The organism is Novosphingobium sp. (genome assembly GCF_036820275.1).
GTDB lineage: Bacteria > Pseudomonadota > Alphaproteobacteria > Sphingomonadales > Sphingomonadaceae > Novosphingobium.
The window spans coordinates 1-22,666 of record NZ_DAISLT010000006.1; the positions used below are offsets into that span (position 1 = coordinate 1).

A 22,666-nucleotide genomic window follows, 5' to 3' on the forward strand; every position below is an offset into this window, starting at 1 on the left:
GCCCGCCAGCTCGAACCGATGGAAGGCTCACTCACCTTCTCGCCCAAGATCCGCATCGGCTACTTCACCCAGTATCAGGTGGAGGAACTGCCCGCCGATTCGACCCCGCTCGAACTGATGACCCGCGCGATGGCCGACAAGCCGCCGGTCGCGGTACGCGGACAGCTCGGCCGCTTCGGCTTCTCCGGTCCCCGCGCGACGGCCGGGATCGGCACGCTTTCCGGCGGTGAGCGCGCGCGACTCGCTCTCGCGCTGGTGACCCGCGACGCGCCGCACATGCTGATCCTCGACGAACCGACCAACCACCTCGACGTCGACGCACGCGAGGCGCTGGTCCAGGCCTTGAACGACTTTGCCGGCGCGGTGATCCTCGTCAGCCACGATCGCCACATGGTCGAACTGGCGGCGGACCGCCTGGTGCTCGTCGACCAGGGCACTGCGGAGAACTACGACGGCTCGATGGAGGACTACATCGACTTCGTGCTCGGCCGTAACCAGCCCAAGGGCGACGGCAAGGCGCAGGGCGATGCCAAGCCCGCTCGCAAGAACGGCGCCGTCGCGCGCGAGGAACTCAAGGCCCTGCGCAAGAAAGTCTCCGAAACCGAGACGCGGATGAAGCGCATCCAGCAGCAGATCGAAGCGCTCGACACGGCGCTGGCCGATCCTTCTTCGGTCAAGGGCGATCTGGCCAAGCTGGGAATCGGTGAGATCGGCAAGCGCCGCACCCAGGCCGCCGAGGAACTGGAAGCGGCCGAACTCGGCTGGTTCGCGGCCAGCGAGGCCATGGACGAATACATGGGCGGCGGCGCGTGAGCGTCGCCTTCCGGCGCGACGGCGACGAGGAACATCTCGAACCCAAGTTCGAAGTGCCGATCCCGCCGGGTCCGAACCTCGTCACCAGCGCAGGCCGCGCCCTGATCGACACGCGCATCGCGGCGCTGGAGGCGGAAATTCAAACTCTCGCCGACGAAACCGCGCTCAATGCCGCCAAGCGCGACTTGCGCTACTGGCGCAAGCGTCTGGCGACGGCGGAAGTGCAGCCCGCGCCTTCCGGCGATGTGGCGATGTTCGGGCACCGCGTCCGCTTCGTCCTGAACGGCAAGGAGCGCGAAGTGCATATCGTCGGCCACGACGAAGCCGACCCGGCAAAGGGCGCCCTCGCCTTCACCGCCCCGCTCGCCCGAGCATTGCTGGGCGCCGAAGTCGGCGAGTTCGTCGATTTCAACGGGCAGGAAGAGGCTATCGAAGTGCTTGGCCTGAGCATCTGACGCTTTCGCATCGGACAGCACTCAAAGAAAAAGGCGGGGTGGAAACCCCGCCTTTTTCGTAACCTCACTGCCGATCAGGGCTTACCAGTTGCCCTTCTTCGGCTTCTTGTGGAACGGCTTGCCGCCGCCACTGCGTTCGGGACGAGCGCCGCCGGTCGGACGTGGCTGGTAGCGCTGGCTTTCGTAAGCACCGCGACCACCTTCTTCACGGCCGCCATGCGGCTTGCGGCCACGACCCTGCGGCCCTTCGCGGCGACGCTCGCGAGCGACTTCGCGCGGCGTGTCCTGCGCCTGCACGATGCGGATGGTGTTCTCCACGTCGCCGCTATCGTCATTCGCCGTGCGCTCGACGGCGCGGACGAACTGTTCGGCCTGCGCGCGCGGGATCTGGAAGTAGGTCTCGTTGGTCATGATGCGGATCTGACCAACCGCGTTGCGGGTCACGTGACCGCGGCGGCACAGCAGCGGCAGAATCCAGCGCGGATCGGCATTCTGCTGGCGGCCCACGTCCATGGTGAACCACACGACGTCGTCGAAGCCCGGACGCTGGCGTGCTTCACGCGCTTCGGGGCTGTTGCCGATCAGCTCTTCCGGCTGCGGCATGGCGGCGCGGTGGGCGCGGACCAGCGCAGCGGCGAGATCTTCGGCGCTTACCTTTTCGAGGATTTCACGGGCGATCTCGCGATCTTCCTCGTCCGCCTCGACCGGTGCCAGCAGCTTTTCCATCAGGCGGCCACGGTCGGCGGCGCGGATGACATCGGGGGTCGGCGCGGCGATCCACTCGGCCTCGATCCGCGCACCGCGCAGCATGCCCTCGACGCGGCGACGGCGCGGGAACGGCACGATGAGCACGGCAGTGCCCTTCTTGCCGGCGCGGCCGGTGCGGCCCGAACGGTGCTGGAGCGTCTCGGCATCGCGCGGAATTTCCACGTGGACGACGAGCGTGAGCGAGGGAAGATCGATGCCGCGCGCGGCCACGTCGGTGGCGACGCAGACGCGGGCGCGCTTGTCGCGCAGCGCCTGGAGCGCGTTGTTGCGCTCGTTCTGCGAATGCTCGCCCGACAGCGCCACGGCAGAGAAGCCGCGCTCGGTCAGGGTCGAGTGCAGGTGCTTCACGTTGTCGCGCGTGGCGCAGAACAGGATCGCGGTCTCGGCGTCATGAAGGCGCAGCAGGTTGACCACCGCATTCTCGACGTCGGCAGGAGCCACGGTGACGGCTTGATAGGTGATGTCGCCATGGCCGCGATTTTCGCTCACGGTCGAGATGCGCAGTGCGTCGGTCTGGTAACGGCGAGCCAGCGCCTCGATCGGGCGCGGCATGGTGGCCGAGAACAGCAGCGTGCGGCGGCCCTCGGGGCTGGCGTCGAGCAGTTCCTCAAGGTCTTCGCGGAAACCCATGTCGAGCATCTCGTCGGCTTCGTCGAGCACAACGACGCGCAGCGCCGAGAGGTCGAGCTTGCCGCGCTCCAGATGGTCGCGCAGGCGGCCCGGCGTGCCGACGACGATCGTCGCACCGCGTTCGAGGGCCTTGCGCTCACGCACGGGGTCCATGCCGCCGACGCAGGTGACGATGCGGGCGCCGGTCTTGCCGTAGAGCCATTCCAGCTCGCGGCTGACCTGCTGCGCCAGTTCGCGCGTGGGGGCGATGGCGAGGGCCAGCGGCGCCTCGGCGTAAGGGATGGAGCCGTCAGCCAGCAGTTCGTCGCTCATGGCGATGCCGAAGGCGACGGTCTTGCCGGAGCCGGTCTGTGCGGAAACCACCAGGTCGCGCCCACGCGCCTCGGCTTCGGCGACGGCGGCCTGAACCGGGGTCAGATTCTCGTAGCCCTGCGCGGTCAGCGCATCGGCGAGAGGTTGGGGGAGCTGGGTAAAAGTCATGCGTTCTGAATCTGTCCTGTGCCGCTGAAGCGGTCTGTAATGGCTGGGCCTGGTGCGGAGTGTGCGACCCATCGGGCCCTTCTTGCCGCGCTCCATAGACAAAAAACTCGGCTTTGGCGCGCACCAATTTCACAAAAGGCAACAATGGCCTTGCGCGGCATGCGAATTTTCGCTCGCATCGTCGCAATATGATGCCATTTTCCGGTCGTTTGGCCGCGAAAAAGCCGTGCCGTCATGCGGCTTTCATGGAGCGCACCTACCCGCATCGCGGTGTGCCCGGAGCCAGCCATGACCGAAGATACGCGCAGTAAACGCCTGCTTGCATCGATCCACGACGTCGGCCCCGGCTCGGAAAAAGCGGTCGTCCAACTTGCCGACCTGTTCGAACGCCGCCTGGGCGGTCCGCGCTTCGCAATGCTGGTCGTGCCCAACCACTGGGGGCGCCATCCGCTTTCGGAAGACCGAGCGTTCCAGCGGCGCCTGCGCCGGTGGGCCGAGTCCGGCATCGAAATGTTCGTGCATGGCTGGTATCACAAGGACGAAGCGCGGCACCAGGGTGCTGCCCGGTTCAAGGCCCGGCACATGACAGCCGGAGAAGGCGAATTTCTCGGCCTCGACGAAATGACCGCCTTCTCCCGCATGCAGGACGGCAAGGCGCTGATCGAGGACGTGATCGGCCTTCCCACGGCGGGCTTCATCGCACCCGCCTGGCTCTACGGCGACGGTGCCCGGGCAGCACTGCGCCGCGCCGGGATGCCGCTTGCCGAAGATCACTGGCGGGTCTGGACGGCGGGGAACGACCGGGTTCTGGCGCGCGGTCCGGTCATCACCTGGGCGAGCCGTTCGGCAGTGCGCACCGCATCGTCGCTGGCCTTCGCCGCGATTGCCCGGGCCGCCCTGCCCCTCTCCCGAACCGTGCGGATTGCCGCCCATCCCGGAGACGTCGGCAAAGCCTCGCTCCTCGCCAGCATCGATACCACGCTGACGCGCTTCGCCGCCACGCACAGGCCGTCGAAATATCGGGATCTGTACGATTTCATGGCGTGACCGTGACGCTTTCAAAGCACTTTCACGTCTCGTCCATGACCGCCTCCGCCGGAGTCACAAACGCGACATGTGCCCCCCATAGGAGCGCTTTCCGTATCGATATTCCCACCGGAGCCGCAGGGGTTCGCATGAAGGACAAGCTCAGGATCGCCATTCCGATCCACAGCCTCGATCCGGGCGGGGTCGAGCGCGTCGCGCTCAGCCTCGCCGCGCAGTGGCAGCAGGCCGGACACGAAGTGACGATCGTGCTCGGCCGTTCCGGCAGCCCCAATCTCGCGAGTGCACCGGCGCTGGACTACTGGCAGATCCCCTCCCGCGTGCCGACGGCCTCCTGGGAAACGCCATGGATGGTCTACTGCCTCTACAGCCATCTGATCGCGGAAGGGACCGATGTGCTGTTTCTTCCCGGAAACACATATGCCGTAGTGGGCGCAGCGATGAAGCTGCTGCTGGGCGACCATGCGCCGCCGATGGCGCTGAAGGTGAGCAATGCCCTGAACCGCCCCGACATGCCCGCGCTGCTGCGAAAGGGTTACGGGGTCTGGCTAAGCGTACAGGGACGTCTGTTCGAGCGCCTAATCGGCCTTTCCGAAGCCATGGCGCGCGAGATTCGCGAGACCACCGGCGCCGCGGCGGAGCAGGTCGACGTGATCGCCAATCCGATCCTGCCTCGCGCCCGGTTGCGGGCGCTGGCGAAACGCGAACGCCGACCGGCCTCGGTCTGGGGTACCCGCTACCTGACGGCGGGGCGTCTCGTCGCCCAGAAGAACCATGCGATGATGCTGCGCGCCTTCGCCCGCGCGGCGCGTCCCTCCGATACGCTGACGATCGCCGGAGACGGGCCCGAACGCGCCGCCATCGCGCGGCTCGCGGGTGAACTGGGGATCGCCGATCGCGTCCATCTCGCAGGGCACCTCGCCAGCATCGACCCGCTCATGGCCGAAGCCGACGCCTTCGTGCTGAGTTCCGACTACGAAGGCCTTCCCGGTGTCGTCGTCGAGGCGCTGGCGGCCGGGCTTCCCGTGCTCTCGACCGATTGCTGCGTCAGCATGGACTGCCTGGTGGAAGACGGTCGGACCGGCCTGCTCGTATCCCGAGGAGACGAGCGCGCCTTTGCCGAGGGCCTCGCCCGCATCCGCGACTTTGCGGGAGACCCCGAGCGCGCCCGCGCCATCGCCTCCCGCTACGAAGTGGAGGACGCGGCGCAGCGCTATCTCGAGATGATGACGCAAGTCCGCCGCGAGCGCGACAAGCGACGGCGGCGACGGCTGGGCCTGATTGCGTGGGCGAGGCACTCCCCCCGTCAGCGGTCGCTTTGACTTCGAATCCCCGCGCGGAGACCTTCGTGACAGAAACCGCTGCCGCCCTGGCACCCGACGCCTCGACCATCCGGCTTACCCCGCAGGACCGTGCTCCGCGCCTCGGGCGCAATGCCCTGTTTTCGATCGCTCTCTCCCTCGCGGTGATCGCCGCCGTGTTTCACGAGATGGGCGGGCTGGACATCCGATCGCTTTCCGCGATGGTTCCGGCAAACCCGGAGTTCTGGCTGACCTTCGCCGCGAGCTACCTCGTCACCCCCGCCAGCGAGTGGCTGATCTTCCGCCGTCTCTGGGGCATTCCCGGTTCGGGCATGCTCGCGCTGCTGCGCAAGAAAGTCTACAACGAGCTTCTGCTCGGCTATCTGGGCGAGGCCTATTTCTACACCTGGGCGCGCCGCCGCGTATCGCTCGATGCCGCTCCGTTCGGCGCGGTCAAGGACGTGGCGATCCTGTCGGCGATGACCGGAAACGCCGTCACCATCGCTCTGCTCGCCGTCATGGCGCCTTTCATGGGCGCCACGAGGCTCGGTCTGGACACGCGGATGGTCACGCTCTCGCTGGGCTTACTGGTCCTGCTTTCCGCCATCGCCATGGTTTTCCGCCGTCGGGTCTTCACTCTCCCCCGTTCCGACCTGTTGATGATAACCTGGGTCCACCTCGGTCGTATCGCGCTCACCACGCTGTTCAATGCCGTACTCTGGCATCTGGTCCTGCCCGAAGTGCCGCTGTCCTGGTGGCTGTTCCTGGCGACGCTGCGTCTGCTCGTGTCGCGGCTGCCGCTGATCCCGAACAAGGACCTGCTTTTCGCCGGGGTCGCGGTGCTGGCGCTCGGCCACGAAAGGGATATCGGCGCACTGATGACGCTGATGGCCGGGCTGATCCTGATGGCGCACCTGCTGCTCGGCGGTTTTCTGGCGATCAGGGACCTGACCGCGCCGGAGCCTTCCGCATGAAGATCGTCGACGTCTGCGCCTTCTACTCGCCGCAGGGCGGCGGCGTGCGGACTTACGTGGAGCAAAAGCTGCGCATCGGCCCGGCGCTCGGGCACGAGATCGTCATCCTCGCGCCCGGAGACGAGGACGCGGTGATCGAGCGCGGCCCCGGAGCCAGGATCGTCACGATCAGGAGCCCGCGCTTCCCGCTCGACCGCAAATATGGCTATTTCGCGGAGAGCCGGCAGCTTCACGCCGCGCTCGATGCCGAAGCGCCCGATTTCGTCGAAGCCACCTCCCCCTGGCGCAGCGCCGGTCTGGTGGCGGACTGGCCGGGCGCGGCGCCCCGCAGCCTGGTCATGCACGCCGATCCGCTGTCGGCCTATGCCTATCGCTGGCTGGGCAATATCTTTTCGCGCCAGACGATCGACCGGCAGTTCTCGGTTTTCTGGGAACACTTGCGGCGCCACAGCCGCAAGTTCGATCATGTCATTTGCGCGAACAGCGATCTCGCACGGCGGCTGGGCGACGGCGGCGTTTCGCATGTCACCACGATCCCGATGGGCGTGGAACAGGCTTGTTTCTCCCCCGCGCATCGCGATCCGGCATTGCGGGCAAGCCTGCTCGCGGATTGCGGCCTGCCTGAAAGCGCCGCCCTCCTACTGGCCGTAGGCCGCCTCGCACCGGAAAAGCGCTGGCCGCTGGTGATCGACGCGGTGAGCCTGGCCAGCCAGCAGACGCCGATCGGCCTCGTCATGCTGGGCGAAGGGCGGGAGCAACGCGCGATCCTGCGCCATATCGCCGGCAATCCGCACGTCCGCCTCTTCGCCCCCGAACGCAATCGCAGCGCCTTCGCGCGGATCATGGCAAGCGCCGATGCGCTGGTTCACGGCTGCGAGGCGGAGACCTTCTGCATGACCGCCGCCGAGGCGCGGGCGAGCGGCACCCCCGTCGTGGTCCCGGATGCGGGCGGCGCGGCCGACCATGCCGCCGACGGCGCCGGAAGGACCTATACGGCAGCCGACAGCAACGCAGCGGCCGAAGCGATCCTCGAAGTCGTGCGCGAACGCCCTCGCCCGCGCGCCAGTGCGCGTACGATGGACGAGCACTTCCGCGAACTCTTCTCCGCTTACGCCGCCTGCCTCGAACGACGGCGCCAAGCGGCCTGAAAAGCTTTCGCTGTCGTTACTTCCAATGACGACGCGGGGGACTACCGGCCCGGAAGGAGACGTGCTCCCTACTCCGCCTTCTGCCAACCGCCGCCGAGCGCCAGGAACACCGCGATCTGGTCGTCCACCAGCGCCGCCTGGGCCGCCGCATGATTGACTTGCGCGGTCGCCAGCGCGCCTTGCGCGCTCAGCAGGTTCAGGAAGTCGCTGCGGCCGAAGCGGAACAGCTTGCCCGCCTGCTGCGCCGACAGACCGGCACTGTCGCTCGCACTTCCGAGCGCTGCAGCGCGGTCGGTGTCGCGCGCATAAGTCTCCAAAGCGGTTTCGGTGCCGCGCAGGGCATCGAGCACGGTCTGGTCGAACTTGGCGATATCCGCCTCGACCTGAGCATTGGCGGCTTCGATCCGCGCCTTCACGATCGGGCGGTTGGGGAACGACCAGCTCAGCAGCGGCCCCAGGCTGAAGCCGAAGCTATGCGTCTTGCCGATGTTCTCCAGCTTGCCGTCGGTGATGATGCCGCCGCCGATGCTGACCGTCGGATAAAGATCCGCCGTGGCGACGCCGATGCGGGCGGTATCGCCGGCGATCGTGCGTTCAGCCTGACGGATATCCGGACGGCGCCGGATCAGCGCCGCGCCGTCACCCACCGGCATCGGTTGCGACAGGCGAGGCAGGGTCGCGCAGCTCTCGACGTCCCTGGGATATTCCGCCGGCGCCTTGCCGAGCAGAGTTGCGAGCAGATAGAGCGCCGTCTGCCGCTTGGCGTAGAAGGCCGGAAGGTTGGCCTTGCTGCTTTCGACGGCAGTGCGCGCCCGGCTCACGTCGAACGCCGTGCCGCGACCGCCGCGCTGCAAGCGGCCTGTCGCATCGAGCGTCTGCTGTTGCAGGGTGATGACCCGCTGCACCGTCGCGATCTGGAAGTTGGCCGCGCAGACATCGGCATAGGCCTTGGTCGTCGCCGCGGCGACGCTGATCCGCACCGCGTCCCGCGCCGCTTCCACCGCCTCGCGGTCTGCCAGGCTGCCCTCGATCGCGCGCCTGATCTTGCCGTTGAGATCGAGCGGATAGGACAGCGTCAGGCCGAGATTATAGGTCAGCACGCCGGGAATATCGGTTCCGGCTGACGGCGTGGAATAGTCCCGTTCGAGATTGCCTTTGGCACCAACGGCGGTGTTGAGCGCTCTTTGCCCGGTGGTCTCGCGCAGCACCGCATCGGCCTTGCGCAAGTTGGCATCGGCGACGCGGATATTGGCATTCGCGGTCAGGGCCTGTTCGACCAGGGTATCGAGCTGCGGATCGTCATAGAGCCGCCACCAGCGGTCAGGAAGTTCGGCCTGCGAGAATTCCGGTCCCTGCCCGGACACGAAAGCGCCGTTCGCGGCGGGCGTCGTCGCCACCGAATGCTCCGGCGGCGCATAGTCCGGCCCGGCAGTGGCGCAACCGGCCAGCAGCGCCAGCGCGATCAGGGAAGCTCCGTGGCGGATCACTGCGAAGCCTCCGCCGAAGGAGCCTGCACCGGCTGCGTTTGGACAGGCTTCGCGGCCTTGCGTCCCGCTTCGCCCGGCTGCTCGATGGTCACGGTCGCAGTACGGCCGGAGATCAGGCTGACGTCCTTGGGCACTTCGGTCAGGCGTACGCGCACCGGGATACGCTGGGCGAGGCGGACCCAGGTGAAGGTCGCGTCCACGCTCGGCAGCAGGTTGCGGGAGTCGCTGCGGGTGGTGTCGTTGATACCCGCCGCGATGCTTTCGACCACGCCCTTGAGCGGACGGTTCTCACCCATGAGCACGACGGTGACCGGCGAACCGACATGGATGTTGGCGAGCTTGGTTTCCTCGAAATAGCCCTCGACGCGAATGGAATCGCTGTCGATCAGCGCCATCGCCTGATTGCCCGGCGCCACGTAGTCGCCCGGATGCAGGTCGAGGTTGGTGACGGTGCCGTTGACCGAGGCGTGGACATTGGTGCGGGCAAGGTCGAGCTTGGCCTTGTCGAGCGCGCTCAGCGCCTGGTCGAGGGCCGCGCGGGCCGTGGCGACGGCGGCCACGTTCTGCTCGTGGGTTTCGGTCGCCACGAGGTCTCCCAGCGCCAGGTCGCGCTTGGCCTCGCGCTGGGCCTGTCCCAGCCGCGCCTGCGCGCTCGCCACGGCGGCCTGCGCCTGCTCCACCGCCAGCGAGTAGCGCGGACGATCGATCACGAAGAGCAGGTCCCCGGCCTTGACCACCTGGTTGTCCTTCACCTCGACCGAAGTGACGAGACCGCCGATGTCCGGCGTGACGCGCACGACGTCGGCGCGGACGCGGCCGTCACGGGTCCAGGGGCTGTCCTCGTAATGGCGCCAGAGCCAGATCGCGATGACGGCGGCGATGACGACGAGCACGGTGGTGGCAAGGCTCGGGGCGATGCGGGCAAGAAAGCGCTTCATTGGCGGAAACCGATCATGGGGGAGGCCCAGACGAGAAGCCCGAGCACGAGAATGTAGAGGCACAGATCCACCATCGCCCGATAGGCGAAGAGGCGGTAGAAACCGATGACATTGGCAATGCGCATCAGCACCAGGGTGATGACCGAGGCGATGATCGCAAGGACCAGCAGCGTGGGGAGGAAAACCCCGTCGAAGGATATCTCGCCCCTCATGCCGGCACCTCGATCACGTGCGCATCCCGTACAGGCGTGGAAGCGGGGAAGAGATTGCGGCGCAGGCTGACCAGCCCCAGCGCCCCCGCACGGCTGAGCTGCGGGTCTTCGTCGTTTAGGACGGCGGTCATGGCAATGTCGATATCCTCAAGCAGGATGGGGTCGGCGGGGGCGGGCCGGTCGGGATCGAGGCCCCGGTAATACTCGCCCACTTTCTGGAGAACTTCGGTCAGCGGCCCGCGCTTGGCGGGCGGCATGGCGAGGCGCAGTTCGCGCAGTTCGCCGATCGCCACGCCGGTGCGCAGATCGCGCAGCGCGTCGTAGAGCGGCGCACCGGGCGAGCGCCCCGCCATGGCCAGGCGCGGGGCCAACAGCGCGATGCGATCGAGCATGCGGTTGATCCAGGCGCGCACGTCGGGCGGGCTCATGAGGTTGGCGCGCTCGGCAATGTCGGCCCAGCCGGCCCGGACGGTGCGGCGGATCGCGGCGTGGGTGCCGGTCGAATTGAGCAGGCGGATGACGATGATCGCGAAGAGGATGCCGACCAGCTGGGCGAACGCCCCGTTCACGAAGCTGGCGAAACCGCCGACGTAGCGGTCCGATACAAGCACCGGCGAGCCAAGGCCCAGCAGCATCGGCAAGGCAATGCCGGCCCAGCGCGGGGACTGCATCAGCGCACCCAGCATCAGCAGCATCGGCGCCATGGCCGCGGCATATTCGCCGAAACCGTCGAGCCGGGGCATGAGCACGAAGCCGTAGAGCAGGCCGATAAGTGTCGCTATCAGCGTACCGGCAAAGAAGGCGCGCAAGGGTGCCAACGGATCCGGCGCTGCTGCAAAGAGCGCAGTAAAGACGCCCGCCAGCATGATGGCCGTGGCACCTTCGTGCCAGCCGGAACCGATCCACAAGGCGCAGCCGAGCGCGATGGTCAGGAACGCCCCGATCGCGCCGCGCGTGGCACCGCCGATATCGACGTGCAATTCGCGGCCGCGCCGACCTTCGACCAGTTCGGCAGCGCGCGGGCTGACCGGACGGGTGCTCGGGGTGCCGAGCTGCTCCGCCAGGATGCGGCAGTCGCGATGCGCGCCGATCAGGGAAGACAGGCGCGAAAGCAGGCTGAGCAGGATCAGTTCATTCCAGGAGGCATCCGGGCCGATCAGCGGTTCCAGCGCGCGGCTGCGCTGTTGCAAGGCGACGGCGGCTTCTTCGCGCTCCGCCAGCGACAAAGCGTTCAACCGGCCGAACCAGTCCCGCGTATCCGCAAGCAGTTCCCCAACCGCTTCGGGAATGGCATCGGCGGCATGAAGCTGGGCGATCCGGTCCGTCACGGCCGCGCCCAGCGGCATGATCAGCGAGAGCTGGTCCTGCAAGGCCCGCACTGTGCGGATACGCGGGGCGATCCGGGTGCTCTCGTAAGGAAGATGGATCGAGAGCTGGTGCAGTTCGGTCACGTCGAGCGCGAGACGCTGACGCTCCTTGTCGATCGCCGGATCGGTTTCCAGCCGCAGCGAATCGCTCGACCACCGCTCCGCATCGGCCAGAATGTTGGAGACCCGTTGCAGCATGAAGGCCGAGACCGATTGCGGCAGCACCAGCGCGTGGACGAAGCTGCCGCACAGAATACCGATGGTGATCTCCTGCACGCGCAGCGACGCGACGGTGAAGATCGTATCCGGCACGTCTACGCTGGGCAGCACGATGAGCACGGCGGTGTAGCCCGCCAGCACGAAGGCATAGGAACGCGGCGTCCGGTCCAGCAGCGAGATGAAGACGCAGAGCGCCAGCCAGGCACCGATACCGATGACCAGCAGTTCCGGCTTCTGCACGAGGTTCGGCACCAGGATGACCGCCATGCCCGCACCGACGAAAGTGCCGACCACGCGGAACATCGCCTTGGACACTACTGCACCCGCCAGCGGCTGCGCGACGATATAGGACGTGAGGAATGCCCAGTAGGGACGTTCCAGCCCGATCGACAGCGCAATATAGATGGCCAGCATCGAGGCCAGGTAGGCCTTCACGGAGAACAGCGCGGCGTCCAGTCCGAAACGCTTCGTCATTGCCGGGCGGCGCTTTCCGCAATGCGTGCGGCGATGCGATCAAGCACCCGCACGACAGTCTCGACATCTTCCGTTGGAATGCCATCGAGAAGGCTTGCACGCAACTCGATCAATCGCTTGTCGATGCGCTTTGCGGCAACCACTCCTTCGTCGGTCAGACGCAGGTGCTTGGCGCGGCGGTCGCTGTCGTCGGCGCGGCGCTCGACGAGGCCTGCATCTTCCAGCAGGTGGAGGGTCCGGACGAGCGAAGGCTCGGTCACGTTGATGACACGCGCGAGATCGCCCTGCCGCACCTCGTTGCCGAGGCGCAGCAAGTGCACCAGCGCCCAGCCCGAGGAGTTCGAGACCCCCAGCGAGGAAAGCGCCGAATCGGCGAGTTGCTGCCATGAACGCGAAACCGGCCCCAGCCTTGCAGCCAGAGCCTTCTCGCTCGATTGTCGATCTTGCATGCGACAGTAATTAGAGTGCTAACTAATCCACGCAAGATGGTTTGGCTTGGATATTACGGCAGAGTGATTGAGTTTATTGCAACGCGGTGAAACGCGCTTCCTTCTGCGCCGCAAGGAAAAAGGGAGGCAACCCAGCCGGGTGCCTCCCTCATTCGATTGCAGGTTTCCGAAGCGGCCTAGAAGTCGGCGGTCACCGTGAAGACCATCGTGCGCGGCGCCCCCAGGAAACCGTAGCCGCCGGAGATGCCACCGATATAGCGCTTGTCGGTGAGGTTGGTGACGTTGAGCGTGAAGTCCAGCGCCTTCAGCCAGTCGCTCAGGGCATCGCCCTTCACGCCTACCGTCAGGTCGGTCAGGAAATAGTTCTCGGCCTGCCAGGCGTTCGAGGCGTTGACGTAGCGGTCGCCAGTGTACTTGCCGGTCACGCCCAGCCGAACGGGGCCGTACTGGTAGTTCGCGGCGAGCACCCACATGTTTTTGGGGATACCCGTAACCCGGTTTCCGGCGCGAATGCCCTGCTCCGCGTCGAGGTCGGCATTGCCGGTGCCACGATAGGTCGCATCGATGTAAGTATAGGCGCCGTAGAGGTGCAGGCCCTCCACCGGGGTCAGGCTGGCAAGCAGTTCGAAGCCCTGCGAGTCGATGCCACCAGCGTTGAAGAACTTGCCGTCGCCCTCGCCCAGATAGTCGTTACCGGCCTGGGTCGAGTTCGGCACGAAGATCACCTGATTGGAGAACTTGCTCTTGAACCAGGTGGCCGAAGCCTGGATCAGCGGGGTGCTGTAGCGCAGGCCCGCTTCCCAGTTTTCGGCGGTCTCGGGCTTGATGCTGCTGAAGTCGGCATCGTTGTATTCCAGCAGCGTGTCGGAAAGCGCCTTGAAGTTCTCCGAATAGCCGCCGAACACGTTCAGACCCGCCATCGGCTCGATCTGGACACCACCCGATAGCAGCACCTTGGACTTCGACGAGATCCGGGCATTGTCGGTCTGGCCGAACAGATCGACGCGATCGATGTGGTTGATGAACTGCTTCACCCCGAAGTTGGCCGTGACCGGGCCGAACTCGACCTGGTCCTGGACGTACCACTTGAAGGTGTCCTGCGGATACTTGCGGTCGTACTGGGTCCAGTAGGGCGTGGCGTCATAGGCCGGGCCGACGGCGGTGTCGGTGACATTGTGCCAATCGCGCCATTCGCGGCGATGGGTGTCCTCGTACCAGAGACCACCGCGCAGGGTATTGTCGAAGGCGCCGAAGTCCATCTTCCACGCCGCGTTGGCCGTGCCGCCGAGGCGGTCCTTGCGGTAATGGGTGTGGCGATAGGATTGTACCGCGATCGCGCCCGCAGCATAGCACGATGGATCGTAGTTGGGGTCGGTGGTGCCGCCATAGGGATAAGTGATCGAACCCGTGCATCCCGCGCGGGGGCTCAGCGCCACACCGTTTGCATTCACGAAGTAGATCGAACCCAGCGGCGAACCGCCACGCACGGTTCCGGTGCCCGAGATTTCGCTCTGCGGATTGCCCGCGCCGTCGTTGGTCACGTCGACGACGTACTGCGGCGCCCAGTCACCGCGCCCCGCCATGTCGTGATAGTAGACCGTGGCGTCGAGATCGACGGCATTCGCGATCTTCGTCTCGGCCTTGAGGTAGGCGAAGAAGTTCTCGCGGTGGGTCGCCCAGACCTGGCGATAGGCCTGGTCCTGATAGGGAACGCCGGTCCAGACCCCGACGAGGCCGTCGCTGTTCGGATTGGCCGCGAACTGGGCCGCCGAGTAGATCTGGTCGTAGTTGTTCTCGTGCGCCTTGTCCCAGTCTACATAGCCGGTGATCTTGACCGGGGTATCGACGATGAACTTGGCTGCCACGTTATCGCGCCAGTTGTCCGCCGAACCCTCGATCCAGTCGGTGGCCTGCTGGTGGGAATAGGAGATCCAGGCGCGGGTCGTGCCGTTCAGCATCGTGCCGGTATCGAAGCGGCCGTAATAGCGGCTCGCGTCGAAATCGCCGACCGAGCCGGACAAACGCAGGCGCCGTTCCGCCAGCGGGTCGGACGTGACGAAGTTGATCGTCCCGCCCAGCGCCTCGTTGGAAAGCGAGCCGATGTCGGCGGTGCCCTGGAACACCTCTACGGTGCCGATATTCATGGTGTCGACGAAGCGGTTCGCCTTGGCGCCGCCGCCATAGCCCGAGCCGCCGTTCGGCAGACCGTCGATGGTCAGGCCGACCTGCTGCGTGTCGAGGTTGGTCTGGTAGCCGCGCACCGAAACGGTGGAGGACCAGTCGTCGAAACCGAAGGCGTCACCCTCGTTCACCTGCACGCCCGGAAGCGTGTCCACCAGATCGAGCGCCGAGACCAGCGGCGGCTGCTGGGTGATGAGATCCTCGGTCAGCGCCGCGTTGTTGTACGTCGTGCGCTGGCCGGTGACGACGATGGCTTCTCCGTCGAAGTCTCCCGCCGCGCTATCCGCCGGAGCCTCTTCGGCAAAGGCCGGCGCCGCCAGCGCCAGCGCCGCCAGGCTGGTGCCGACGAGATAGATGTTACGAATGGTCGATGCTCGCATCCTGGTTCCCCTGAAGACCTTGTTGCGGCGCAGCATGTGACTGATAATTCTGACTTCCCGTGGACAGTTCCGGGGCGTTTCCATGTCGTTATGACGACCGTCGGACGACGATCGGCACTTGGACACAAGACGAACACGAACGGGGTGGCGCGCCCCGGTCGACGACGCTAAGCCCCTGCAAATGCCTATCGTCTCCCGGAGAACGGCCTTGCGCCGACCGATCCTCGCCCTCGGCCTGTCCGTATCTGTGCTGGCTGCCACTCTCGCTTCGGTCCAGCCGGGGGCCGCGCAAACGACTGCGCTTGCGGAACGGACGGCCGTTGCGAACCGGCCGCGCGTCGAGCAGTCGGCAAACTCCCGTCACGCCATGGTCGCGGCGGCAAATCCGCTGGCGGTGAAAGCCGGTGTGGACGTGCTCAAGGCAGGCGGCTCGGCCGTCGATGCCGCCGTGGCGATCCAGGCGGTTCTCGGCCTTGTCGAGCCGCAGAGTTCCGGCCTCGGCGGCGGCGCCTTCATGGTCTATTACGAAGCGAAGACGGGGAAAACGACGGCCTACGACGGGCGTGAGACGGCCCCGGCCGGGGCCACGAACCGTCTGTTCCTCGATGAAAACGGCAAGCGCCTGCCTTTCGTGGAGGCAGTGCTGGGCGGCATCTCCACCGGCGTTCCCGGCGCGATCGCGATGCTCGACATGGCCCACCGCGATCACGGCAAACTGCCTTGGGCAAAGCTCTTCGGCGAGGCGCACCTGCTGGCGGAAGACGGCTTCATCGTCAGCCCGCGCCTGGCGGGCATGATCGCGAGCAAGGCGCCGCAGGCTTCCGCGCCGGATGCGAAGCGTTACTTCACCAAGGCCGACGGCACGGCCTATGTCGCCGGGGACCGCCTGAAAAACGCGGACTATGCCCGCTCGCTCGAACGGATCGCGCAGTACGGTGCCTCCGGCCTGCTGACCGGCCCCCTCGCCCAGCAGATCGTCGATCGGGTGCACGAAGGGCCGCGCCCGAGCACGTTATCGTTGGCCGATCTGGCCAACTATCGTCCGCATTCGGGGCCTGCGCTCTGCCAGCCCTATCGCCTCTACCTCGTCTGCACCCCGCAGGCGCCATCGGGCGGTCCCGGCTTGCAAATCGCACTCGGCGTGCTCGAACATACCGACATCGACAAGCGCAATGCCTCCGACGAGAAGGCCTGGTTCGAGTTTGCGCAGGCCAGCCGCCTCGCCTATGCCGATCGCGACCGCTACGTCGGCGATCCGGCCTTCGTGCAAGTGCCGCTGGCGGGCCTGCTCGATCCCGAATATCTGAAAGGCCGCGCGGCCGAGATCGGTGAAACGGCGGGGCCGGTGACTTTCGGCATGCCCAGGGGCGCCCCCGAGGTGGGACCCGATGCGACCGACGAACCGGGCGGCACCAGCCACATCGTGATCGTCGATGCCGAGGGCAATGCCCTGTCGATGACCACCACGGTCGAGAACATCTTCGGGTCCGGCCGCATGGTCGGCGGATTCTTCCTCAACAACCAGCTTACCGACTTCTCGTTCAATCCCACCGACGAGGACGGCGCAAAAGCCGCCAATGCCCCCGCACCCGGCAAGCGCCCCCGTTCGACGATGGCACCCACGATCGTGCTGACGCCCGGGCACAAGTTCGTGGCGGCGGCGGGATCGCCCGGCGGCTCGGCGATCCAGGCCTACAATCTCAAAGTGCTGGTCGCCTTGCTCGACTGGAAGATGACGCCGCAGGAGGCGGTCTCGCTGCCCAACCTCGTGGCCAAGGGCGACAGCTACAGTGCCGACAGGTTCCCGCAGCCGATCATGGACGGCCTTGCCGCGCGGAACATGCCGCTTTCGACCGCGAAGGGCGAAGAATCCGGTCTTCAGGCGATCCTCGCCACGCCGAAGGGCTATGTCGGCGGCGCCGATCCCCGGCGCGAGGGCGTCGCGCGCGGGTTCTGAACGCGGCCCCGCCTTCCGCAACCTTCCCTCACATTGAAAATGGCATAGAGTTCCCTTAGGGGCCGCAGCCTTTCAACCAGGGAAACGACATGCCGGGCGATCACGACGTACAAACCGAGGCTCCCGGCATCCGCTCCTCCACGGGAAGCCTGGGCCTCATGGCGGCGATCGCGCTGGTCATGGGCAACATGATCGGCTCGGGCGTGTTCCTGCTGCCCGCCAGCCTCGCCCCGTTCGGCTGGAACGGGGTGATCGGCTGGTTCGCCACGATCACCGGCGCACTGGTCCTCGCCTATGTCCTGAGCCGCCTGACCCGCGCGCGCCCTGCTGCCGGAGGACCGGCCGGTTTCGTAACCGAAGCTTTCGGGCAAAGGACCGGGTTCTTCATCAGCTGGATCTATCTGGTCTCGCTCTGGACTTCGGTGGTGACCATCGCCGTGGCCACCGTCTCCTATCTTTCCAGCATGATGCCGTTCCTCGGGCGCGGGGAGCATGTCCCCGCCCTCGCCGCCATCGCGCTGCTCTGGCTGATGACGCTGGTCAATTTGCGCGGTACCCGCGCGGCGGGGCAGTTCCAGATCGTCACGCTGGCGCTCAAGGTGATCCCGCTGCTGGTGGTTATCGTGCTGGCGATCTACGTCCTGTCGAGCGGCAAGGCCCAGCTCCCCGTCTTCGACGCCTCGCTCGTCCATACCGGCGCCATCAACGGTGCCGCGACCATGACGCTCTGGGCGCTGCTCGGCTTCGAGTCCGCCAGCGTAGCCGCCGCGCGGGTGCGCAATCCCGAGATCAACGTCGCGCGCGCCACGCTTTGGGGCACGGCGCTGACCGGCTTGCTCTATCTCATGGTCTGCTCGGCCATCGCCCTGCTGCTGCCGAGCGATCTCGCCGCGCACTCGGCCGCGCCTTTCGCCACGTTCGTTGCCCGCTTCCTCGACGGAGACGTCGCCACGCTCGTCGCAGTCTTCGCGGTCATCAGCTGCATCGGCGCGCTCAACGGCTGGACCCTGCTCCAGGCCGAGATGATGCGCGACATGGCGGCCCGCCGCCTGCTGCCGCAGTGGTTCGCCGAAATCAATGCGCAGGGCACCGCCCGCCGCGCCCTGCTGACTTCCGCCACGGTCGCCAGCTTCTTCGCGGCGATGAACGCCAGCCGGACGATGCAGGCCCTGTTCGAATACTTGCTGCTGCTCTCCACTTCCGCGACGCTCTGGCTCTATCTTGCCTGCGCGCTGGCGGCGCTGAAGCTGGGTGTCGCCCGCATTCCCGCACTGATCGGCGCCGTCTATGCGCTCTGGACGCTGTGGGGAGCCGGGATCGGCGCCAGCGGACTGAGCTTCGTGCTGATGGTGCTGGGCCTGCCGATCTGGCTCTGGCTGAAGCGCAACGAAGTCGATTGATCGCTTGGAGACCGACATGACGAAGCCCTACGATGCCGTCATCATCGGCGGTGGCCACAACGGCCTCGTCTGCGCGTTCTACCTTGCCCGCGCCGGATTGAGGGTCCGCATTCTGGAGCGGCGGGACGTGGTCGGCGGCGCGGCTGTGACGGAGGAGTTCCACCCCGGCTTCCGCAACTCGGTGGCGAGCTATACCGTCAGCCTGCTCCAGCCCAAGGTGATCGCCGACATGCGGCTGACCGAGCATGGCTATCGCGTGATCGAGCGGCCGATCTCCAATCTGCTGCCGCAGGAAGATGGTGGCTACCTGAAGCTCGGCGGCGGACTGGAGCGCACGCAGGCGGAGTTCCGCCGCTTCTCCAGGCACGATGCCGAAGTGCTGCCCGCCTATTACGACACGCTGGAAACCGTCGCCGAAGTGCTGCGCGACCTGGCGCTGAAGTCGCCGCCCAATGCGGGTGACGGCTGGCGCGGACTGATCGACGCCGCGCTTCAGGGGCGCAAGCTGGCCGGTCTCTCCATCGAGGCACAGCGCGATGTGCTCGATCTCTTCACCAAGTCCGCCCGATCGCTGCTGGACGGCTGGTTCGAGAGCGAGGCGGTGAAGGCCGCCTTCGGCTTCGACGCGGTGGTCGGCAACTATGCCTCACCCGATACGCCGGGCAGCGCCTATGTGCTGCTGCATCACGTCTTCGGTGAAGTGAACGGCAAAAAGGGCGCATGGGGCCACTCGGTTGGCGGCATGGGCAATATCACCCGCATCATGGGCGAAGTCTGCCGCAAGCTGGGCGTGGAGATCAGCCTGGAAAGCCCGGTGGAACAAGTGCTGGTCGATGGCGGCAAGGTCGCCGGCGTGCGGCTCGAAAGCGGTGAGGAAATCGCCGCCACCCGCGTGATCGCCAATGTCGGGCCGAAGCTGCTTTACGGAAAGATGATTGCCCGAAGCGACCTGACCCCCGATTTCCAGCGCCGCATGAAGGGCTTCAAGACGGGCAGCGGCACCTTCCGCATGAACGTGGCGCTCTCCGAATTGCCGAAGTTCACCTGCCTGCCGGAGCGTTATCCGGGTGAGGTGGGCGAGCATCACCAGTCCGGCATCATCATCGCGCCGACGCTCGACTACATGGACCGCGCCTTCCTCGACGCGAAGACCCATGGCTGGTCGAAGAAGCCGATCGTGGAGATGCTGATCCCCTCGACCGTGGACGACAGCCTCGCGCCCGAAGGCCAGCATGTCGCCAGCCTGTTCTGCCAGCAATTCGCACCCGAACTTCCTGACGGCCGCGACTGGGATGCCGAGGAAGACAAGGCAGCGGACACCGTGATCGACACGGTGGAGGAATACGCACCGGGCTTCCGCGCCTCGATCCTCGGCCGACAGGTCCTCAGCCCCAAGGGTCTGGAGCGCAAGTTCGGCCTTGTCGGCGGAGATATCATGCACGGCAACCTCACGCTCGACCAGATGTGGTCGGCGCGGCCGGTACTAGGCCACGGCGCCTATCGCGGGCCGATCAAGGGGCTCTACATGTGCGGTTCCGGCTCACACCCCGGCGGCGGCGTGACCGGTGCGCCCGGCCACAACTGCGCGCACGAGGTGCTTTCGGACAACAGGCGCATCGGCAACCGCTACGGTCGGTTCATTTCATAGGCATCTCAAACGTACCGCTTCGTCCCTTTCGCGGGTCGTTCTGCCGAATAGAGACAGACCTCTTTCCGTCCTGTTGGTTTGACGTAACGAGACGAACCGCCCTCGTATCCGGCCTTCAAGCCGAAAAACACAGGCAGTTCGGTGGGTTGCGACAAAATGGGAAGACGGTTTGCCTGAAACTCTCACTATCGACGCGCGGCGGCGGTCCGATGCCATTTCGGTCGCGCGTGTGATCTGTATCCTCGGCGTCGTCTATGTGCACGCCTGGACCGGGCTGACCGGCTACGATCTCCAACTGGCCCACGGCACCCCGCAGGAGAACTTGCGCTGGGTGCTGATGGACGTTTTCGGACGCAGCGCCGTTCCTCTGCTGGGCCTGATCTCGGGCTGGCTGGTCGCGGGTTCGAGCCGGACCTTCGACTGGGGCAGCCACGTTGGGCGCAAGGCCAAAACGATCCTGCTGCCGATGGTGCTCTGGAACGCTCTGGCGATCCTGCTGGTCTCGGGCGCGGCGGTTGCAACGCGGCTTGCCGCGCCGACCCCCCAATCGCTCGACTGGGTCTTCCAGGAAATCTTCATCGCCAGCCGCAATCCGGACATCAACGTGCAGATGCCGTTCCTGCGCGACCTGTTCCTCTGCATGCTGCTGGCGCCGCTGCTGGTACGCTGCGGCAAGCGCACCCTGCTGGCGGTGGCGCTGGTTGCGGGCATCTGCCAGATCGCGGGCTTCGGGCCGCCGGTGTTCATGCGGGCCTCGATCCCGTTCTTCTTCACCCTCGGCATCATCGCCCGGCGCGAAAACCTGTCGGACCGGATCGCCCAATGGCCGCTGGCAGCCGCGCTCGCGCCTTTTGCGGTGCTGACCGCGGTGCAGCTCTACTTCACGCTCGTGGTGGACTGGTCGCCGATCAGCCTTCCCGCAGCGACGCTCGATCTTGCCGTGCGGATCTCGGCAGCGCTGGCCTACTGGCGCATTTCCTGGGGCCTGGCCGGAACGATGGTGCGGCGCCCGCTGCTGAAGATCGAGCCTTTCGCGTTCTTCCTGTTCTGCTCGCACCTCATCCTGATCTGGCTGGGTGGTCCGCTGCTGGGCAGGCTGTTCGGCACGCTCGGCTCGCCGCTCTATCCGGTCTATCTGGTTGCCCAGCCGCTGATCGTGCTGCTGGCGGTGGTCCTGCTGGGCACCCTGCTCAGCCGCGCCGCGCCCGGACCCGCACGCATCCTCAGCGGAGGACGGCTCAGCGGAAAGCGACTGGCGGCCGCCTGAGCCGCCAGCCCGTTTCAGGACCTCACTTCGCCGCGAGGTCCTTGTAGAGACTGATGTAGTAAGTGATCCCCGGCCTTACATTGAGCAGCGGCAGCCGCTCGTTGAGGCCGTGGGCGAACTCATCGGAGTCCTTCATCATCGAGGCGCTGGCGCTGTAGCTCGGCACGCCGAGCGCACGATACCACATCGAATCCGACGCGCCGGAAGCCTGCGAGGGGATGATCGGGATCGGTCCCCAGGCCGCCGTCACCGCCTTGCGCGTCGCCGCCACGAAGTCCGGCCGCATCGGCGAGGCGGGCGACATCGTCGAGGCATCGCCGGTCACGTCGGAGAACTTCGCGGCGGCCATCTGCGCGACCTTCTCCAGTTCCGCCATGATCTCCTCACGGGTGTGACCCGGGAAGACGCGGCAGTTGATGTTGGCCGTGGCGCGCTGCGGCAGGGCGTTCTGGGCGTGACCGCCCGAGATCATGGTCGGAACGCAAGTCGTGCCGGTGCGACCGACCATCGAGGGATTGGCGCGCAGTATCTTGAGCGCCGCCTCGTCATTCGGATTGGCGGCAAAAGCCCGCATCGCGCCGGCCAGCGTCGCATCGGGTTCCAGCTTCGCGGCCTCGACCCAGTAGGCGCGGGTGATGTCGTTCAGCTCGGGCTTGAAGTGGTAGTGGCCGATCCGCTCCAGCACTTCCGAAAGCTGGACGATCGCGTTCTCGGTACGCGGGGCGGAGCTGTGGCCGCCGGGGTTGGTCACTTCGATCTGGTAGTCGACATAAGTCTTCTCGGCCCCGCCCCAGGACCAGAACGCCGGCTTGCCGGTCTTTTCCGAAAGGGTGCCGGACGCCCCGTCGACATTGAGCACGAGTTCGGCATTCTTCAGCCGCTCGGCGATCAGCTTGGAGGTCGCCATCGAGGTTTCCTCGTCACCGGAATAGGCAATGACGAGCGTGCGTTTGGGCTTGAATCCCTGCTTGCGCAGCTCGATCATCGATTCCATCGCGAGCACCGCTTCGAACTTGGTATCGCTGGCGCCGCGGCCATAAAGGTAGCCGTTCTCGACGACCGGGGTGAACGGAT

At 66.3% G+C, this 22,666-nt stretch carries 18 protein-coding genes; 10 read left to right on the top strand and 8 right to left on the bottom strand.

Annotated features, from left to right (window positions below):
- Together V7066_RS06495 and V7066_RS06500 are read left to right on the top strand one after the other, a co-directional pair.
- Positions 1-813 (top strand): ATP-binding cassette domain-containing protein (locus V7066_RS06495; protein WP_334182262.1); only part of this gene is annotated, 813 nt, incomplete at its 5' end.
- Positions 810-1,268 carry a GreA/GreB family elongation factor gene (locus V7066_RS06500; protein WP_334182263.1) on the top strand — a complete coding sequence of 153 codons (459 nt, stop codon included), beginning with the start codon at positions 810-812 and terminating at the stop codon, positions 1,266-1,268. The genes V7066_RS06495 and V7066_RS06500, both read left to right, overlap by 4 nt.
- A gap of 81 nt (positions 1,269-1,349) precedes the next feature.
- Here the strand turns inward: V7066_RS06500 and V7066_RS06505 are convergent, their stop codons facing one another.
- Entirely contained in the window at positions 1,350-3,146 is a 1,797-nt protein-coding gene (locus V7066_RS06505) for a DEAD/DEAH box helicase (protein ID WP_334182264.1), read from the bottom strand.
- A 288-nt stretch (positions 3,147-3,434) separates the two neighbouring features.
- On the opposite strand from V7066_RS06505, the gene V7066_RS06510 reads away from it, so the two are divergent.
- The 4 genes from V7066_RS06510 (at position 3,435) to V7066_RS06525 (ending at position 7,613) form a co-directional block, all read left to right on the top strand.
- Positions 3,435-4,193: a polysaccharide deacetylase family protein gene (locus V7066_RS06510; RefSeq protein WP_334182265.1), complete on the top strand. Its 759-nt coding sequence runs from the start codon at positions 3,435-3,437 to the stop codon at positions 4,191-4,193.
- Positions 4,194-4,321: 128 nt separating this feature from the next.
- Positions 4,322-5,512, top strand: coding sequence for a glycosyltransferase (locus V7066_RS06515; protein ID WP_334182266.1), 1,191 nt, complete (start codon positions 4,322-4,324; stop codon positions 5,510-5,512).
- 26 nt (positions 5,513-5,538) lie between these two features.
- On the top strand, positions 5,539-6,465 hold the full coding sequence (locus V7066_RS06520; protein WP_334182267.1) for a hypothetical protein: 927 nt from the start codon (positions 5,539-5,541) through the stop codon (positions 6,463-6,465).
- Positions 6,462-7,613 carry a glycosyltransferase gene (locus V7066_RS06525; RefSeq protein ID WP_334182268.1) on the top strand — a complete coding sequence of 384 codons (1,152 nt, stop codon included), beginning with the start codon at positions 6,462-6,464 and terminating at the stop codon, positions 7,611-7,613. Before V7066_RS06520 ends, V7066_RS06525 begins: the two co-directional genes overlap by 4 nt.
- 68 nt (positions 7,614-7,681) lie before the next feature.
- Here V7066_RS06525 and V7066_RS06530 read toward each other — a convergent pair whose 3' ends face one another.
- The 6 genes from V7066_RS06530 to V7066_RS06555 form a co-directional block, all read right to left on the bottom strand.
- Positions 7,682-9,097 (bottom strand): TolC family protein, encoded by a 1,416-nt coding sequence (locus tag V7066_RS06530; RefSeq protein ID WP_334182446.1) that lies wholly within the window; start codon positions 9,095-9,097, stop codon positions 7,682-7,684.
- The gene (locus V7066_RS06535; RefSeq protein WP_334182269.1) at positions 9,097-10,038 is read right to left on the bottom strand and encodes an efflux RND transporter periplasmic adaptor subunit; all 942 of its coding nucleotides are present in this window, start codon (positions 10,036-10,038) and stop codon (positions 9,097-9,099) included. The genes V7066_RS06530 and V7066_RS06535 overlap by 1 nt, the downstream gene beginning before the upstream one ends.
- The gene (locus tag V7066_RS06540) at positions 10,035-10,250 is read right to left on the bottom strand and encodes a DUF1656 domain-containing protein (RefSeq protein WP_147220559.1); all 216 of its coding nucleotides are present in this window, start codon (positions 10,248-10,250) and stop codon (positions 10,035-10,037) included. Before V7066_RS06540 ends, V7066_RS06535 begins: the two co-directional genes overlap by 4 nt.
- Positions 10,247-12,310, bottom strand: coding sequence for an FUSC family protein (locus V7066_RS06545; RefSeq protein ID WP_334182270.1), 2,064 nt, complete (start codon positions 12,308-12,310; stop codon positions 10,247-10,249). The genes V7066_RS06540 and V7066_RS06545 overlap by 4 nt, the downstream gene beginning before the upstream one ends.
- A complete protein-coding gene (locus V7066_RS06550) occupies positions 12,307-12,759 on the bottom strand; it encodes a MarR family winged helix-turn-helix transcriptional regulator (RefSeq protein ID WP_334182271.1) in 453 nt (150 codons plus the stop codon). The genes V7066_RS06545 and V7066_RS06550 overlap by 4 nt, the downstream gene beginning before the upstream one ends.
- Before the next feature lie 176 nt (positions 12,760-12,935).
- A complete protein-coding gene (locus V7066_RS06555) occupies positions 12,936-15,320 on the bottom strand; it encodes a TonB-dependent receptor domain-containing protein (protein WP_334182272.1) in 2,385 nt (794 codons plus the stop codon).
- Between the two features lie 208 nt (positions 15,321-15,528).
- Here V7066_RS06555 and V7066_RS06560 point away from each other — a divergent pair, with 208 nt between their 5' ends.
- The 4 genes from V7066_RS06560 (at position 15,529) to V7066_RS06575 (ending at position 21,592) form a co-directional block, all read left to right on the top strand.
- The gene (locus V7066_RS06560; RefSeq protein ID WP_334182273.1) at positions 15,529-17,277 is read left to right on the top strand and encodes a gamma-glutamyltransferase family protein; all 1,749 of its coding nucleotides are present in this window, start codon (positions 15,529-15,531) and stop codon (positions 17,275-17,277) included.
- 89 nt (positions 17,278-17,366) lie between these two features.
- Positions 17,367-18,677, top strand: a complete 1,311-nt coding sequence (locus V7066_RS06565; protein WP_334182274.1) for an amino acid permease — start codon at positions 17,367-17,369, stop codon at positions 18,675-18,677.
- A gap of 16 nt (positions 18,678-18,693) precedes the next feature.
- A complete protein-coding gene (locus V7066_RS06570; RefSeq protein ID WP_334182275.1) occupies positions 18,694-20,325 on the top strand; it encodes a phytoene desaturase family protein in 1,632 nt (543 codons plus the stop codon).
- A gap of 169 nt (positions 20,326-20,494) precedes the next feature.
- The gene (locus V7066_RS06575) at positions 20,495-21,592 is read left to right on the top strand and encodes an acyltransferase family protein (RefSeq protein WP_334182276.1); all 1,098 of its coding nucleotides are present in this window, start codon (positions 20,495-20,497) and stop codon (positions 21,590-21,592) included.
- Between the two features lie 22 nt (positions 21,593-21,614).
- Here the strand turns inward: V7066_RS06575 and V7066_RS06580 are convergent.
- Positions 21,615-22,666, bottom strand: a 1,052-nt coding sequence (locus tag V7066_RS06580; RefSeq protein WP_334182277.1) for a M20/M25/M40 family metallo-hydrolase, incomplete at its 5' end; no start/stop codon positions are given.